The sequence below is a fragment of the Streptomyces sp. NPDC034099 genome, from assembly GCF_055575415.1.
This window is the reverse complement of record NZ_JBVISR010000022.1, coordinates 16,829-33,838: the sequence shown is the minus strand read 5'-3', so window position 1 is coordinate 33,838 and position 17,010 is coordinate 16,829. Positions and strand designations below refer to the sequence as shown.

The following is a 17,010-nucleotide window of genomic DNA, read 5'->3' as shown; positions in this document are numbered from 1 at the left end:
CCCGCCCTCTCCCTGCTCACTTTTTGAATGTCTTGATCTGAATGTCCGGATACTTTTCATGCAGCAAGTTCTCAAAGGCCCCGGCGTTCTCCTCACGCACCATCCACTCAAGGGTGAGACCATGCTGCTTGGCAATCGCCGACTGCGCGCCGGCCTCATCGAGGAGCGCTTTCGCTGCGTTCTCGGATCCGATTTCGATGAGGAACTGGTACTCGTCCTTGACGTCTCCCAGCGTCCGGCTCTCCGGGTCGAATTTGTCGAACTTGCGTCCGTCGAGCTCAAACTCCTCGATATAGGCTTTGCCTTCGCGGAACCTGATCGACTTTCCGGAGTAGGCGGACTGAATCTCAAGCGACGTCATCGAGCCGGGCTTCTTGGCGTTTCCGGTCCACCTGCGCGCAACTTCGATCCAGCGCCCGCCGACTGGCCAGTCAGCAGGCGTCGAGGACTGTCCGGCCTTCGGCATGCGCGACTGGTTCGGTCCCCCCTGGGCCGCCGATGGTTCAGGCTTGGCTGGCTTTGTGCCCCCGGTCGCGGCTGCCTGCTCAGGTTCCTCCTCAGTCGCCTTCGGTTTCTCCTTGAGTTTAGAGGCTTCCAAGACCGGCACTCCGCCCGCGGGGATTGCCGGCGCGTGGGGCGCCACGACCGGCCCGCCGCCGACCGGCGCGAGACCCCCACCTGCTCCAGGGCCGCCCTTGCCCTCGGACGCAGCAGCCATGGACACAGCGTTCAGCAGCACGGTGACGGCCTCCGCGTCCCGCTGAGCGCGTTTTGCGGCGAACGACTGGTTCGGCGCATCCAGCTTTCCCATGCTTTCCAAGGTCCCGATGAAGCCAAAGGAATTGTCACGCACGAACGCCTTCGTGAATTCGATTCCGTATTCGTGGTCTTCGACAAATTGGTCACGCGCCTTGTTGATCTTGGCTGCGCCCGGGACCCACGCCGGGACGTCCAAGCCCCCGTCCGGGTCGACCCGGCTGGTGGGACTTCCGCTGCAATAGGCGTAGGAGCTGATACGCCGTCGGGCGTCGAACAGCGGCTCACAACTGGTCCATCTGCCCAGCCAGGGGGCGTAGTAGCGGGCGCCGTGATAGGACAGGCCGGACTCCTCGTCGCGTTCCTTCCCCGTGAACCGGTAGCGCTTGGGGGCCTGGACCGCCGCGGCGCCCGCTTGATAGGCGCTGCTTCCGTAGGGGTGGTACTCCTCGTAGGAGATCACTCGTGCGCGGTCGTCCAGTTCCACCGCCGCCGAGCCCAGATGGTCCGCAAGTTGGTAGCGGGTCAGCCTCTCGGGGCCGTTGTCCGTGCCCTTGGTGCGGGTCTCGACCAGGGCGACCCGCGCTGCGTCGTCCATCACGTTGAGCGTTTCGCGTTCGAGGGTGACCGTGGTGCCGTCCGGGCCGTATTCGCGGTACACCTCGACCGCGCCAAGGTAGATCCGTTCGCGCAGCCGTGTCGGCGTGCCCCCCTCGGCCGCGAACCGTTCGGTCACCTTGCGGACTCGTTGCCCGGAGGCGTCGTAGACGTAGTACGTGGTCTCCGGGGTCCCGGAGTTCACGGCTTGCGTCGAGGTCGCCGCGAGCCGGTCGCGGTGGTCCCACCGCATCAGCGTCGTGTGCGGCATTGCCGTCGTGTTGCCGTGCGCGTCGTACGCGAATCTCTCCCGCACGCCGCCGATGTCGGTCGTCGACAGCCGGTTGCCGACCGCGGCCGGTTCCAGTGCGCTGCGTTCCCGGTACTCGTAGGTGCGGGTCCATCCCCGGTGCCCGCCGTGGACGTCGGTCGACTGGTGCTCCAGGCCGCGCAGGTTGCCGACCGCGTCGTAGGTGTACCGCTCCCGGTAGCTGCCCATCGCCTTGCCGTCGCCAGGGTGGATCTGACCGGTGCGGGGCGCGTCCGTCCAGCTGCTGGGCACCGGATCGGCGGTCTGGCCGAGGTGCTCGCGTCCGGTCGCCTCGATGAGCCGGTACACCGCGTCGTAGACATACCGCATGCCGGGCTCGATGCGCTGGTTCCGGAAGAACACCGTTTGCTGCGCGTCGTCGCGGATGTGGGTGATGTTCCCGGCCGCGTCGTAGGTGTACGACAGGTACTGCACGCCGCACGGCGTTCCGCCCGGCGCGGGGCAGTCGTCGGGGAATCCCTCGCGGACGGTGTTCAGGCGGGTCAGCCGGAACGTCAGGGGGTCGTAGCGGTATTCGGTCCGAACCCCGTTGCCGTAGGCAATGCGGGTGCGTCGCCCCTTCGCGTCATAGGCGATCTTCTTCACGAACCACGTCTCGGCGGGGGCGCCGCGCACCTGTGCGCCCACAGACTCCAGCTGACCCGCTTCGTTGTACCTGGGCGTGAGCCGGGTTCCGTCCGGGAGCGTGATCGCGATCGGGCGTCCGAGAGCGTCGTGGCGCATCTCGGTACCGAACGCCGGGCCGTCCCACTTCGGTGGGCGCGACCAGTCCGGCGTGCCGCGGTAGTCGGCGGCGAGTCGCCGCTCACTGCGTACGAGGTTGCCGGTGAAGTCGTACTGCGCGTACGTGACGGCCCCGGCGCCGTCGAACGCCTGGTGCACCTGCCCGCGCAGGTTTGCCGCCTCCGCCGCGGCGGCTCCTCCGGGGTGTCCCGGCTCGTCGCCGTAGGTCGTTAGCTCGGCCATCACCTCTGCCGCGGCCCCCGCACGGCGGAGGAACACCCCTGTGGGCCGCCGAAGTTCGTCGTAGGTGATACGCAAATCATTGCGCAGGGTGTTCCAGGTACGGACGGATTTGCCCTCGCAGTCGTCGAGCGACCAGCGGGAGCCGCTGTCCATGCCCGCGCCGTGGATCCGGTTGCCGAGCATGTCGTACTCGTAGCGCATCACAAGTTGCCCACGCGCGTCGCGGACTTCGCGTTGGTTGCCCTGGATGTCGCGGTCGACGCGGGAGGCGTGCTGCTCGGTCGTGGTGGCGCCGTCGCGGACATGGCGGTTGACGGCGAGGGTGAGGAAGGTGGCGCCGAGGCAGTCGGTGAACGCGGACGCCGGAGTGTCGGCATACACGCGCGCCTGCTTCGCCGCTTCGCTCTCGGGGCCCGGCGGCCCGGCCAAGCGCAGGTTCAGCCAGGTGGGCAGATACCTCTCGCGCTGCACCCGCGAAAAGCGCGCCCCCACATCGGGGTCCGCACCGGGGTCGTCCACGTCGACGGTGTCCCCGACGTCGTGGGCGGTCTGCCGCCACGGGTCGAACACCGTCTTCGCCCACGTGTGGTCGGGGTGCAAGGTCGCGACGACCCGGCCGCGCGGGTCCCGGAACAGCACGGGGCTGACTCCGCGGACGTTGCCGAACTCGAAGGCGGCCGTGTCGCTGAAGAACGGCTCGTACTGCCGCACCGCACGGCCCTTGTTGTCGAACACCGTCCAGCCGGTGCCCACCCAGCGCTCCGGTACGTCGGGTCCGCCGTCCGTCAGAGGCCCGGCGTCGGCGCGGGCCATGCGGGTGATCTCGCGGCCCAGGCCGTCGGCATAGGTCAGCGTGGCACGCACCCGGGGAGTTGGCGTGCCGTCGGGGCCGAGCAGATGCCGCTCCCGGGCGAGCGCGAGCACGGCGGACGGCGGTCCGCCGACCGTGTGGTCGTCGGTGTCCCGCCACCAGCGCTGGAATGCGTGGAGGTCGTACACCAGCCGGGTGGTCGCCCCGCACAGGATGTCCAGCGGTGCCCCGGCGGGGTTCCGCAGGTGCTCGCGGACAACGTTCTCCGACAGGTCCGGCTCGAAGCCTTCGAGCGTGTCGCCGATGTCCTCGTCGGCACCGGCCGCGCCGATCTTCCCCAGGACTGCGGTGCCAGCAACCATGCCAAGCGTGTCGAATGCGGCCGCGCCGCGGTTGCCGTTCGGATCGGTGACCACCGCCGGCGCCAGGACCCGGTAGTCGTTCCGCCAGACTGTGCCCCCAGGCCGCCGCTCGCCGACCGTGATCCGGTTGCCGCGGGCGTCGGAGGTCTCGCGGACCAGCAGATCATCCTCGTCATAGACAACTGAGGTGACGGCACCGAACGGGTCGGTGTAGTGCCGCGGGACGAAGAAGTGCCTTTGCGCCTCGGCGAGTTCACTGTCTCCCGGCGCGGAGCGGTAGGCCAGCGTGCCGGAGGGCGCCCACCACAGGCCGGGTGGGTCCGAGTCCGGGAAGCCCCTAGCGCCGCGCAACGCGGCACTCTCACGGTATCCCGCAGCCGCCAGTACCGCAGCGGGGTCGGGCAGGAGCGGCTCGGCGTCGCGATGGTATACAGCTGCGAGCAACTCGGGAGTGAACGCCAGCCGGTAGTCCTCATGGGGCAGCGCACGGGTTCCGCTGACTCCCAGCGGTTCGGGTCCCCTCAGGTCGTCGCGGCGGAACAGAGTGCGCTCGTGTGCGATCAGCCGTCGGTGCGGTCCGGGTCCGCCGCTCGTCCCGGCCACGTCGTGGTACGGCAGGTCGACGTCGCCGAGTGCCGCCAACTGCTCGGCCAGTGCCTCCGGTTCCACGAGAGGGGCAGCGGAGTCCGGTGCGGGCAGCGGGCAGCCGTGGAGCTCGTAGGTGCGGGTGTCGCACGGCAGCGGTGTCCGCCAGGCGTCGGCCTGGTCCACCGGTGTGGTGTGGGTCCGTTCGGTCAGTTGGATGCGGGGGCGCCGCTGGACGGCGTGGTCCGCTTCGGTCAGTCGGGGGTCGGCATCGCGGTGGCGGCGTCCGTAGGCGATCGAAGCGGACTGCACGACGTTGCCGAACCCGTCGACGGACAACACCATTTCGTGCCTGATGCGCGGGTCGGCGACAACCTTCCCGCCGACCTTGCGTAGCATGCGCTCGTAGTGCAGTGTCACCGCTTCCCGGGGGTGGCGCAAAAAGGATGCGTGGCGGTTCTCCCCTCGCGGCTGTAGCAGGTCCACCGCGTAGCCGAACTCCTCGACGGTGTAGGGCCGGTCGGCCGCGTCGGTACCGTCCTCCGCGTACACCTCGCGGCGCAGAATGGCCCCGCGCATCGCACGGCATGCCTCGCGGGCTTCGTCGGCCGACAGCGGCCGCGGCGTCCGGCTCCCATCAGGGCGCAGCAGTTGCGGTGGCGGCGGCCGGTCCGGGCGCAGGATCGCGACCAGTTCGGTGTCGGTGAGGCCGGGAAGCTGCCGGTCGACGTCGCCTTCGCGGTAGTACTCGTCGGCGAGGACGGCCGAGAGTTCGTCGGCGCCGGCGAAGGCGCCGGTGTGGTACCAGGTCGTTGTGCGGGCCGGCGGGGTGTGCGAGGCGGCGTCGAGGTTGACCGATTCGGGCCAGGCCGCGGGGACGGCGTCGCTGTCCGACAGCGCGGCGAACTGCTCGGTGTCCCACTGGTCGACGCGGGCGAAGCCGCGGAACTCGCGTTCGGCGCCATCGAAGTGGCCGTGGTGGTAGGCGTAGCGGGTGGTGAAGCGGTTGCGGCTGACGTAGTCCACGGTGTCCACGCGCGACACCACGTGGACGGGGAAGGGGAGTTGCGTTGCCCAGGGCCGGCCCTCCGCCTGGTCGGCGAGATGGAACGCGGTGGAGGCGGCGTAGCCGATCACCGTTTCGGCGCCGAGGTTGTTGCGGATGCCCGTAAGCAGGTGCGGCTTGCCGCGCGGCATCAGCTCCAGGTAGCGGACCGGGGACCGCTCCCCGGCCGGCCCCGGCGGGGACCACACCAGGCAGGGGGTGCCGGTGCCGAGCAGGTCGACGGCCTCCGGGCGCTCGGCGGCGGGGGCCGCCGGGAGGTTCACATGGCCCGCCCAGCGGTTGCCGGACTCGTTCGCGTAGGCGCGTGTGCCGGAGGTCCCTACGTACAGGAGGTCGTGCGGCCCTGCGCCGTCGAGGTCCGCCAGCAGGACGCGGCGCGGGTCGAACAGGTCGGGCCGGTCGAGCAGGGGCGGGTCGTCCATCGCGACGGGGCGGCCGAAGCGGCCGTACCCGTGGTTGGGCCAGTACCGCACCTCGTCGTGGCGCACCCGGACCAGGTCGGCGAGGCCGTCACCGGTCATGTCGGCGAGGAAGACAGCGTTCTCGGCGTCGGCGAACACCAGCGCGGGTCCGGGGTCGTCTGCCGTACCGGTGGGAAGGCGTACCGCCGGGCCGAATCCGGCCTCGCCCGCGGACGGGTACCAGGTGAGCGCGTCGCCCTGGGCGACCAGCACGTCGGCGTGGCCGTCACCGTTCAGGTCGGTGAAACGGATGGTGCCATCCGCCCAGTCCACGGCCGGCAGGTGGGCGAACGTCCGGAACGGCGCCCAGCCGACGCGCGGAATCCGCTTGAAGAATCCAGGGGTCGGCCCGCCCAGCTCGACCAGGTCCAGGAGGCCGTCGCCCGCCAGGTCGAGGAGTTGCCCACGCTCCCCCGCGGTCGCGGCCGACGGGACCGCGGCCAGCGGCACGGGTGCGGCGAGGCGGCCGCAACCGCGGTTCGGGGCGTAGTAACTGCCCCCGTCCATCGCCGCCAGGACGCCGGGGATGCCCTCGCCGTCCAGATCGACCCACTCACAGGCGGTGTCGTCAGCGCCGACGGGAGGAACGTGGCCTTCGCCGTCCAGGCGGCGCACATCCGCCGACTCGCCCAACGAGACTGGGCTGTAGGCGAGTTCGAGCGGCGGGAGGGCACGGCTGAACAGGCCCTGCGGCGTACGGCGGTAGCCGCGCTGCGTGACCGAGACCAGGAGCGAGGCGACGGGGGTCTCGTCGTACGCCAGGTCCAGCGAGCGCACCAGGCAGTCGCGGCCAGCGGTCGGCTCGCCCGGGAAATGGTGAAACATCAAAACTCGCCGGCACAGCCGGTACGTGCGCACCTCGAACCCGGCGCGGCAGGACGAGAAGGGGTCCTTGCGGGCCGGCCAGACGCGTCCGCCAGTGGGCCGGGGGTCGGCCTCATCGTGCTCGCCGTAATCGAAAACTACCTCGAACATCCACTCGTCCGGGACGGATTCCCCCGTGGCGAGCGTGCTGGTGCGGTTGCCGTACAGAACGCGCTTGAGATAGCGCTGCGCAGTGCGGGCGGCCGGGGGGCGGCTCTGCTCGTGCGCGGCATCCGCGTCGATGTCCGCGTCGTCCTCACGCCGGTATTGGTAACGGACGAGGTTGCCCTTGTCGTCGCGTGACTCGCTGATGAGCCAGGTCAGCACCCGCGGGGGCGTGCCGCGAGGCGGGTCCGGGTCCTGGATCCGGGAGTCGTCGTCGACGCCGTACAGCGTGGTGATGTTGTCGCCGGAAATCGTCCGCCAGTGCGTGGTGCCGTCGCCCAGGTCCGTCCACCGCTCGATGCGCGCGAAGTCGTCCTCGACTCGCGGGCGATAGCGCGTGATGCCGTAGCGGCGGCCGTCCACCGTGCGCTCTGGCACCCGGACAGGCGCCCATTCGCCCCTGGCGTCCTCCGCGAGCGCCGGGACGAGGTCCTCCGCCCCGGACAGGAGGAACACGTCCGACTCGTCGCCGTCCAGGTAACGCGGCAGCCCGGTGTCGGTCTTGCGGCTGACGGCAGGCAGTTCGAGGCTCCACCCGAGCCCGAAGGGGCCGTTTCCGGCGCCGGAGTCGTAGCCGAGGGCCAGTGTCGGCCCCCATCCCGAACGGCCCGGTGCCAGCGGAAGAGGGATCCGTAGCCCGGCCGTCCCGGTGGCCCCGGCGACCGCAAACGTCTCCCCAATCCCGCGCAGCGCCCCGCCGCCCTTGGGCAGGGAAACGGACGGTGCCGCAATCCGCTTGTCCGCGAGGGCTCCACGCTCCGGTGCGCCCTGCTCCGACGGCGCCATCGTGCCTCCTCGCAGCGTCGACAGGGCATTCGCAGAACCATTAGAGCAACGCACATGCCCCTGGCCTACGCACGCCACGAAAGATCACCCGTACGACCGCACCACCAGCCACGACACTGTGCGACGGCTGCGGTAGACAGGTGAACGCCGCCTGCTCGAGCAGGTCACCGCGACCCGCACGAGCCGCGGACCGGTCCTGTCTGCCGGTCGCCCGTGGCTGTTCGATGAATCGCGGAGCTCGCAGGCCCCGAGCGCTGGGGCGGCGTCTTGGTGTTTTCCTGTGATCCGCACCCAGCGGTCCGCCATTGCGCCGACTCGGTTCCTCGGACGGGCCGAGAAGGCATTGGCTGCCTCGCCGACGGAGATCCACTGAGCCCTTTTCAACCTGGCTGTGACGTCAGGGTGTTGGTGAGCATGGGTTGTACAGAACGACGAAGCTCCTGGTAGACGGGTTCTCGACCAAGATCGCCCGTGTCCGCCAGGAGCTTCGCGTGCTTGTTTACCCGTCGTCGATCGATCTGTCCAGCCGCACGCTGCGGCACCTGACGAGGCAACTGGCGGCTCACCGGCGGGAGATCGGAACGCGATGGCGGCGTCTGCCCGTCGGCCGTCAGGCCCTGCTCGCCCTGGCCCACCTGCGATGCGGCGACACGTACGCCCAGCTCGCCGCAGTGTTCGGGATCGGCATCGCGACCGTCTACCGCTACATACGCGAGGCCGTCGAAGTGCCGGCCGCCCAGGCACAGACCCTGGCCCAGGCAATGACGACCGCCCGGACGAAGGCGTACGTGATCCTGGACGGCACCCTCCTGCCCATCGACCGGATCGCCGCCGACACCCCGTACCACTCCGGAAAACACAAGCGTCACGGCATGAACGTCCAAGTCATCGCGGATCCCTTCGGCCGACTGCTGTGGGCTTCCGCGGCCCTGCCCGGCTCCACCCACGACCTGACCGCCGCGCGCGAACACGGCATCATCGACGCGTTCGCAACAGCAGGGCTGAAGTGCTGGGCGGACAAGGTGTACCAAGGGGCCGGCCGCCACGTCCGCGTACCCTTCCGGGGCCGCCGGCTCAAGCGCTGGAAGCGGCGGCACAACAGCACCCACGCCAAAGTCCGGCGCCTCGGCGAGCAGGCCATGGCCGTCCTGAAGGGTTGGCGCCTGCTACGCAAGCTCCGCTGCAGCACCAACCGGATCACCAACATCGTGAAGGCTGTCGTCGTCCTTCACCACGCCTCAACCTGAGATAGGAAAGGGCTCCTGCTGTGTTGAGCACCACATTTTCCGAACGGTCACCATCGGGCGACTCGACGGCCACGAGTGGCCCTGAGCAACGAATCCTGGGCCAGACCGCCACCCAGCCGTGTCAACCCTCCGCTGCGGCGGCACACCGTTCCCCAGCGTGGGGTAGCTGCGGCTCCCCCCACCATGGGCTGTCGATCGCGTTAGGGTCCGAGGCGGCACCGATGGCTGGTTGCAGAAAGCGCGCGAAGAGCAAGTCACGGAGGTGAGACGAAGCAGCAGTGCTCTGTTGATCATGGTTACCTACCCCGTGCACGAAAACCACAGGCATCAGGACCACCACCTATGGGACGTTCGTTTCCATCTTCCGCCCGCTGAGAGGCGACGGCATCTCGCGCCGCTGTGTGGTCCATGTGCTCACCGAGGACGACCCAGAGGGCGTGCGTGACCGCGCCCTGACCGCGTACGCCGACGTCACCTACCACGGTAAAGACTTGTCTGATGGCCGCAGGGCCTCGTCCGTGGTCCTCGAAGCCGTGGTCTCCGATGCTTCCTCACGCGACTTGGAGCAGGTTCGTCCTGATACACGCCCTGGTAGCCCCGTCCAACGTCGCCTCCAAGGTGTGCCGGTCCCGCTTTGGGATATCGCCGAGGGGTCTAGACCGCAGCGGGAGTACCTCCTGTATTCCGCCCGGCACAACTGACCCCAACCCGCCACGGCGCCAGATAGGGCGACGCCCGGGCCTGCCGCTCGGAGCTGCCTGTGGGGCCAACATCGCCCAGGTTGCGGTGGAACCAGGTACTCCTCTCCGCCGTGTGAGGAGGAAACGTCGACGCCCGGAATCTCCGGCAATGGCGTGGTGCAAGTGCCTTACGTGCCTACACGCCCTGCAAGCTCTCGACCTGGGCTGCTACTTGACAGCTGCAGATAAATCCCGCCGTGAAGGTGCAGTTCGGCCTGTACGACACCGTCGACAGCGAGCGCCGACTCACGGGCGTTGCCGTGTTCGGAGTACCGGTGAACACGGCTGTTCTCACCAAGCCCCTGCCGGAGCTGCGCCCCTTCACCGAGTCCGTGGAGTGTTCCCGCTTCGTCCTGCTGGACGAGTGTCCCGGCAACGCCGAGAGCTGGTTCCTCGCTCGCTGCTTCGACCGACTGCTCGCCGAGGGAGTGCGCGGAGTCGTCTCGTTCGCCGACCCCGTTCCGCGGCGGACCGCCTCCGGGCTCCTGGTCATGCCCGGCCATGTCGGGACGATCTATGCAGCGACCAACGCCGTGTACACCGGGCGTCCGTCCGCACGGTGAAGCTCCTGCCGGACGGCACCGTCTTCCATGACCGGACGGCGCAGAAGATCCGCCGCCAGGAGCAGGGCCACGAGTACGCCACGGCTCAGCTCATCGCGCTCGGCGCACCGCGGCCCCGGCCCGGGTGCGACCGGGCACGGTGGCTGAGCGAGGCCCTGGAGGCGGTGGGCGCCCGCAACGTCCGCCGCCGCGGTGCTCATCGCTGGGTCTTCCGGCTCGGCCGGTCCCGCCGCGAGCGGGAGGACGTCCGCCTCGGCGTCCCCTCGCTCAAGCCCTACCCCAAGCACCCCGACCTCGAGCACACGGCGGCGTGAGCAGCTCTTCGACACCGATGCCCGCCAGCTCGTCCCACTCGTCTGGAGTTCCCATGCCTTCTCGCCCTGCTACGCCCACTACGCCCGACCTGACCTCGTACGATCTCCTCGCCCCTCAGCTGTCCGGCGGCAAGGAAAGCGCGGTCATGATGGCCGTCTTCATGGACGCCGCCCGAGCCGCCGGCGTCGACGACCGGGTGATCTCCTACCACTCCAGCCTGGGAGTGCTGGAGTGGCCGCCGGTCGTCTTCAACGGCATCCGCTACCCGGGGGTGTCCGAGCTCGCCGCACTGCAGAGCGCCGCTTTCGGGGTGCCGGCCGACCGACACGTCGAGGTCACCCGCACGCTGCCGGGCCCGGACGGCACACGGATGCCGCACAGCCTGCTCACCGAGATCACGGCCTACGGACGGTTCCCCCGCACGGGCAGCCCGTACTGCCGCAAGGCCGCCAAGGAAGGTGTGGTCTCCAGCGCCTGGACGCCGATGGTCAGCCGCCGAAGCCGAGAGCTCGGCCGGCCGGTTCGGATCTTGAAGGTCCTGGGCCTGCGCAGCGACGAGGGAGCCGATCGCAAGAAGCGCCCGGCCTTCCGCACCGTGCAGGCGAACGGCGCGCGGATCGTGGACGAGTAGCTGCCCGTCAAGGACTGGACGACCGAGGCGGTCAAGGAGTGGCACGCCGATGCTCCGGTGCCCTCCTGCTGGACCTACGACTCCGTACCCGGCGCCGGTGACTGGCTGGGCAGCTCGCGATGCTCCTGCTCGCTGTGCGTCTTCGCCTCCCGCCGCGACCTGCTGCTCGCCGTCGGGCGGCGGCCGCGGCTGGCCGACCTGTACGCCAAGGTCGAGCAGGCGCGCGGCGACAGCTTCCGTCCGGACTGGCGGATCACCGACCTGATCCGACATGCGGCGCACGACGAGGCACCCGACCCCGGCATCGTCTGCCCGGACGACGGCCCGGAGTTCACCGCCCTGCAGAACCAGGTCCGCCAGGCACTGAAGCACGAACCCCGCAAGAACCCGGAGCTGGCCCTGCGCCCCGGCCGTGCACTGTGTGACGGCTGCACCACCCCCACTGATCATGTCCGCCGATCCGCCGCCCCCTTCTGAAGGGGCATACTTCTGATGATGACGACCACGCAGCGCCTCCTCGACCTGGCCGCGGCCGCCCCGGACAGCCACGACGCTGACCTGATGCTGCTCCTGCACGAAGCCAGTGAGCTGTACCAGCAGGGCTTCGAAAGCCTGCGCCGCGCCGTGGCAGCCCGCTGCGCGGGGAAGTCCTCCGAGGACCTGATGGCTGCCGTGACGGCAGCTGGCCTGCCGTGCGAGGCGTCCCAGGACCGCGACGAACTGGTCCTGATACTGGCCCTGGCCGAATGGGAGAGCACTCCGGCTGCCATGGCCTACTCCCAGATGGCGAAGGACGCGGCCCGCCGCGGCGTGAGCCTGGTCCCCGAGGACTGATCCGCTGGGGCCGACGCGCGGGAAACGTCGGCAGCGAACTAGACCCCCACCCCAAACTCCTGCCATTATGTGGGTTGTGGGTCGGACAGGCCGGCTCGTCCTGCAGACAGGAGAGTTGTGCCATGACCTCGCGCCGTGAGCCTCGCCTGGCCGACGCTGCCGAGATCGCGGCCGAACAGGGCCTGTCTCCCGCACGGATCAGCATGCTCTACGGCGACCGCGCCGAGAACGGATTCCCCGAGGTCGCCGGCATGCGCGGCCGCGCCCGTCTGTGGAACCACGCGGAGGTCACCGAGTGGTTCGCGGACCGCAGCCAAGCCAGACTCCGCGAGCACACACCGCCCTCCCGCAACCCGGAGGACCTGCTGAACGCGGCCGAAGCCTCGAGGTTCCTGGGATACAGGAACTCCAACCAGGTCAACACCTACGTCCGCGACCACCCCGGCTACTTCCCCGACCCCGACGTCGTCGAAGAACTGGGTACCTCCGCGAACCCCTACCGCCGGCAGCTGTGGCGCGTGCAGACACTGCTGGACTGGATGGCCACCCGGCCCGGCCGCGGCCGACGCGCCGGCGTCAAGCGCACCGCGCCGCCACTGCCCGACGTACCCGTCGACGGCGACCCGGACGAGCTCCTGGGAGCCACGCAGGCAGCCGCGCTGCTGGGGTTCAAGAGTGTCAACACCTTCTCCAGCAGCCTCTCCCAGGGCAACCTTCCCCTCCTGGAGACCCCCGACGCTCTCTCGGAGAAGGGCGGGCGCCGACGGTGGACACGCCGGCGGATCCTCGAGCAGGCCGCCCAGCGCAGCCCCCGAAGGTGACAACCGGCGGTGAGCGCTCATCCGCCCACCGCCCCACAGACGCGGCCTCCGGTTACGGGATTGTTGGTCCCTTGCGGGCCGGGCGCCGCACGATGGCCGGCATGACGCGGCTCGCCACCGCGTCCCGCAGCAGTTGCGGCTGCTGCGGACCGGCCATCGCCCACCTTCCCTCCGGCCGGCCTTCGTGCCGGGCGCCTGCCGCTCTGACACAGCCAGGCGCCAGGGCGGCCGCCAACCTTTTCGCCCAAGCGCCCGCCCCGTGGCCGGAGCTGGGCAGCCCCGACCACAGCGCCACGACCGGGACGTTACGCGTTCGTGACCATGGTCAGGGTCCCATGGTCGGGGGTCTGGTCGGGGCAGAAGGGTCTGCTGATCAGCAGCGGAGCGGCCCCAGGCTCGCGCACGTGGAAAGGATCGGCATGACCAGCCCGGCACAGAAAACTGCACCCACCAGCCTGCACTCAAGCGAACCCCTGCGCCTGCAGGTGCTGGCCGCCTTGGCCCAGCACCGCATTGCCACCACCAGCCAGCTGCGCAGCATGCTGCGTCCCGACGGGACACGCCAGCTGATGTCCAGGGTCTTGAACAAGCTGCGCTCCGACGGCTTCGTCGACTCCACGGTGCTGCCGAATATGAACCGCTCACGCACCCACGCCTGGTATCTGACACCAGAAGGGGCCCGCCTGGCCCGCGATCTGCCCGCTCTGCGGGGCCGGCCGCCCTACCCCATCACCTCGGCCACCGCTGCCTCACTGAAGACCAGCCACACGCTCACCGTCGTACGCGCTCACCTGGCCTTCGCCGCCGACGCCCGTCGCCTCGGGCACGAACACGGCCCGTGGGACTGGACCCCGGAGGTGTCCCACTCCATCGGCGAAGGAGAACGGGTCATGGCCGACGCGGTCATGTACTACACGGTTGCCGGCCCCGACCAGAGACAGAAGCTGCGCGCCTTCATCGAAGTCGATCGCACCACCATGAGCAGCGAACGACTGGCCGTGAAACTGATCGAATACGCCCGGCTGTTCCAGTACGAGGCCCAGCCCGTCGGCCGCCGAAGGACGAACACGGCAGGACCGGCCTGGGTCCGTTGGTATCCGGTCTTTCCCCGCGTCCTCTTCATTCTCACCGGCGCCTCCCGCACCAGGCTCGACAACCGGATCAGCGACCTCCAGGCGATGGTCGCCCAGCACCCGCTCGTCGCCCACCTCGCCCGCGAGGTTCGCCTCGGCGCGGCCGTCCTCGAAGACATTGAGGACCACGGGCCCACGCAGGCGGTATGGGTCCCCCTGACCGGCGGAGAACCCCGCCCGTGGACCGACCTTTGACAAACCCCTTCACCCACGCCGTTCGATGGCCGGAGCGGAGAGGCAGCCACCTCTCCGCTCCGGCCATCAGGCTTTGTTTGAATCAGGATTGCCGGGGTGCTCCACAGGACGGACGGCGGCCATCAGCCGACGTACGCGGCACAGCCCCCGGCCACAACGGGCGTCCCCCATCCGACCGGGCGAGCTGCCTGCCGATTTCGACCAGGACCTCGATCGGTCGGCCGGCCCGAAGACCTGGTAGTCCTCGGTCGCCGGGCTGTGGACGCGGACCTCGCCGCGCGAGCCGGAGCACACCAGAGCGCGGGCGATGGCCGGCGGGCCCAGCCCGAGACCGTCGCACGCATGAACCGCTTCCAAACCTGGCGCGAGGCCAATGGGCGGATTGCTCAGCCCTCCACCACCGCAGCGCACATCTCCGAGTACATCGGCACCCTGATGGACACCTGTCAGCCGAACGGGACTGGCATACCTGGGGATGCACGGGGGAGTGAGTGAACACGAAGTTCGCGGCCTGGCGTGAGCTGATCGCTGATGTTCGTGCTCTGCCGCTCGACCCCCTTCACCATCGCCGAGCGGCTGCACTCCCTGCGGCCCTAGCTCAAGCGGCTGCCGCACGCTTCAAAAGCGCGTCAAGCTGTGCGGCCGTCCCCTCGGGGTCCGTTGTGTGATGGATGGTGCGGATACCAAGAGCTTCGGCCGGCGGCAAGTTCTCGGCATGGTCGTCGACGAAGATGCACTCCGGTCCCTCCAGCTCCAGCGCGTCGAGTGCCCGCTGGTAGATGAACGCTGACGGCTTCCGGACTCCCTCCCGCTCGGATAGGACCACGGCGTCGAACGCGTCCTCCCACATGCCCAAGGCCTCGTACGGGTTGTAGGGCTCCAGGCCGAAGCTGTTCGAGAGCATCGCCACCTTGATCCCGGCAGCGCGGGCTCGGTCCGCGGCCGCCACGATAGCCGGCTCGGGACGGAGGTTGGCCAGCGCCCGGCGCATCAGGTTGGTGGGTTCGATACCGAGGATGCCGCCGATCACCCGGTTCCAGTCCTCTTGCGTAGCCTCACCGACTTCCAGCTTCGAGTACACGGCTACGCCCTCGGGGTTTTCGTTCAGGGCGTGGAAGTAGGCGCCAGGCTCAAGGCCCTCGGATCGTTCGAAGGCCTGACCGTTCAGCCGCATACGGGTGGTGAGGACTCCGCCGAAGTCGAGGATCAGGCCGCGGTAGGAGGAGGACAAAGGGGGCTCCTTGCGAGACGCGTCGTAAGGGCGATCCCGGCCAACTTCAGCCAGGGACCTTTAGAGGCCCTCCCTCGGGGGGAGAGACGTCCAGTATCCCCCTCTGGACGGCCAACCGGCCTACGCTGGTTTTGAGCTCCCTACCCCTGCGGAGAACAGGTCAAATGATGTTGAATGCACGGGATTTGTTCACCATCGGCCAACGAGTCAAGTACTACCGCGAGCGCCGCGGACTGGCTCAAAAGGGGCTGGGGGAACTGATCGGCCGTTCCGAGAACTGGGTCTACAAGGTAGAGCACGAGCAGATCCCGATCGACAAGTTGTCCCTGCTCTTCGACCTGGCAAGGGTCCTGCGCTGCTCCCTCGAAGACCTCACAGGCGGCTTCCTGTCTGGAGTCGGGACCGGCCTGGACACCGAGCACGAACACGTCCCGGAGATTCGCAGCGCCCTGTCGCTGCCGTCGTCGCTACTTCCCGCGGCTGTCGGCTCGGTCGCCGTCGACGACTTTAAGAAGGACGTCTCCGACGCGTGGAAGGTGTACGAAACCCAGTCCAAGGGCCGGTATCAAGACGTCGGCGCCCGCCTCCCCGCACTCCTGCGTCAGGGTCACGCGGCACTGCGCGACGCGTCAGGGTCCGACGAGCGCGTGGCACTGCGCCAGCTTGTCAGCCTGTACGGGCTCCATCAGATCTGGCTTCGCCGCGTCGGGGAACCGACCCTCGCCCGTATCGCCGCCGACCGTGGCCTGTCGCTCGCTGACAACTCCGGCGATCCCGCCCTCATCGCGGCCGCTGCCTGGAACCTGTCGTGCGTCCTGACCTCCGCCGGCGAAGTCCACGACAGCGTCGAACTCGCGCGCGCCACGATCGCCAACTGCGCACCGGACGACGACTCGCACGCCGCGCACTGGTCCGCCTACGGGGCGCTGCACCTGCAGGCAGCCGTCGCCGCGGTGCGCGCCACGAAGGGGCCTGCAGCCTGGGACCTTTATCGGGGAGCGAAGTCGGCGGCCGAGCGCGTCGGCTCGGACCGCAACGACTGGCACACCTGCTTCGGGCCCACCAACGTGGCCATGCACGAGGTGCACCTCACCGCCGAGGAGGGCAACGCGAGCGAGGCACTCCGCTTGGCGGACACGGTGGAGATCAACCCCGAGCTGCCGCTGGAGCGGAGGACGCGGTACCTGATCGAGGTCATGAACTGCAACCGGATCCAGCGCGACGACTACGCCACCGTGCACGTGCTCACCAAGCTGCTGGAGCAGTCGCCTGAGGAGATCGTCTTTTCACCGCTGGTCAGGGAGGCTGTGACCGACCTGCTTAAGCGGGAGCGCCCCTTGTTCCGCGACGACCTGCGCAAGGTGGCCACCCACATGGGTATCGCGGCCTGACCCTGAACAAGCCGCGCCGACCCTGAATCCCAATCAGCCCTGAATTGGATTCAGGGTCGACCTGCGTAAATGGCCCTACGTTGTTGAGCCATGACGAAGGGTAACTCTGCGGAAGAGGCCTCCGTCGCGTCCTTACCCGCCTTACGGGTAGAGCGCGCG

General features: G+C 69.1%; 11 protein-coding genes. 9 read left to right on the top strand and 2 right to left on the bottom strand.

From position 1 onward, the window contains the following. Positions 1-16: 16 nt before the first annotated feature. Positions 17-7,750, bottom strand: coding sequence for a SpvB/TcaC N-terminal domain-containing protein (locus tag ACZ56V_RS37205; protein WP_468948062.1), 7,734 nt, complete (start codon positions 7,748-7,750; stop codon positions 17-19). Between the two features lie 491 nt (positions 7,751-8,241). Here ACZ56V_RS37205 and ACZ56V_RS37200 point away from each other — a divergent pair, with 491 nt between their 5' ends. From ACZ56V_RS37200 to ACZ56V_RS37165, 8 genes are all read left to right on the top strand, one after another. Then, on the top strand, positions 8,242-8,997 hold the full coding sequence (locus ACZ56V_RS37200) for a transposase family protein (RefSeq protein WP_468948125.1): 756 nt from the start codon (positions 8,242-8,244) through the stop codon (positions 8,995-8,997). Positions 8,998-9,934: 937 nt separating this feature from the next. Beyond that, complete coding sequence (locus ACZ56V_RS37195; RefSeq protein WP_468948060.1) at positions 9,935-10,300, top strand: Mom family adenine methylcarbamoylation protein; 366 nt, start codon at positions 9,935-9,937, stop codon at positions 10,298-10,300. Further along, positions 10,297-10,614, top strand: a complete 318-nt coding sequence (locus ACZ56V_RS37190) for a hypothetical protein (protein ID WP_468948058.1) — start codon at positions 10,297-10,299, stop codon at positions 10,612-10,614. Before ACZ56V_RS37195 ends, ACZ56V_RS37190 begins: the two co-directional genes overlap by 4 nt. A gap of 53 nt (positions 10,615-10,667) precedes the next feature. Then, entirely contained in the window at positions 10,668-11,246 is a 579-nt protein-coding gene (locus ACZ56V_RS37185) for a hypothetical protein (RefSeq protein WP_468948056.1), read from the top strand. Positions 11,247-11,303: 57 nt separating this feature from the next. Then, a complete protein-coding gene (locus tag ACZ56V_RS37180) occupies positions 11,304-11,723 on the top strand; it encodes a hypothetical protein (RefSeq protein WP_468948054.1) in 420 nt (139 codons plus the stop codon). Positions 11,724-11,741: 18 nt separating this feature from the next. Beyond that, complete coding sequence (locus tag ACZ56V_RS37175) at positions 11,742-12,080, top strand: hypothetical protein (RefSeq protein WP_468948052.1); 339 nt, start codon at positions 11,742-11,744, stop codon at positions 12,078-12,080. Between the two features lie 122 nt (positions 12,081-12,202). Beyond that, on the top strand, positions 12,203-12,901 hold the full coding sequence (locus tag ACZ56V_RS37170) for a hypothetical protein (RefSeq protein WP_468948050.1): 699 nt from the start codon (positions 12,203-12,205) through the stop codon (positions 12,899-12,901). 419 nt (positions 12,902-13,320) lie between these two features. Next, positions 13,321-14,229 carry a replication-relaxation family protein gene (locus tag ACZ56V_RS37165; RefSeq protein WP_468948048.1) on the top strand — a complete coding sequence of 303 codons (909 nt, stop codon included), beginning with the start codon at positions 13,321-13,323 and terminating at the stop codon, positions 14,227-14,229. A 598-nt stretch (positions 14,230-14,827) separates the two neighbouring features. On the opposite strand, the gene ACZ56V_RS37160 is transcribed toward ACZ56V_RS37165, so the two are convergent. Beyond that, positions 14,828-15,460 carry an HAD-IA family hydrolase gene (locus ACZ56V_RS37160; protein ID WP_468948046.1) on the bottom strand — a complete coding sequence of 211 codons (633 nt, stop codon included), beginning with the start codon at positions 15,458-15,460 and terminating at the stop codon, positions 14,828-14,830. A gap of 185 nt (positions 15,461-15,645) precedes the next feature. On the opposite strand from ACZ56V_RS37160, the gene ACZ56V_RS37155 reads away from it, so the two are divergent. Beyond that, the gene (locus tag ACZ56V_RS37155; RefSeq protein WP_468948045.1) at positions 15,646-16,851 is read left to right on the top strand and encodes an XRE family transcriptional regulator; all 1,206 of its coding nucleotides are present in this window, start codon (positions 15,646-15,648) and stop codon (positions 16,849-16,851) included. The last annotated feature ends 159 nt before the right edge of the window (positions 16,852-17,010 follow it).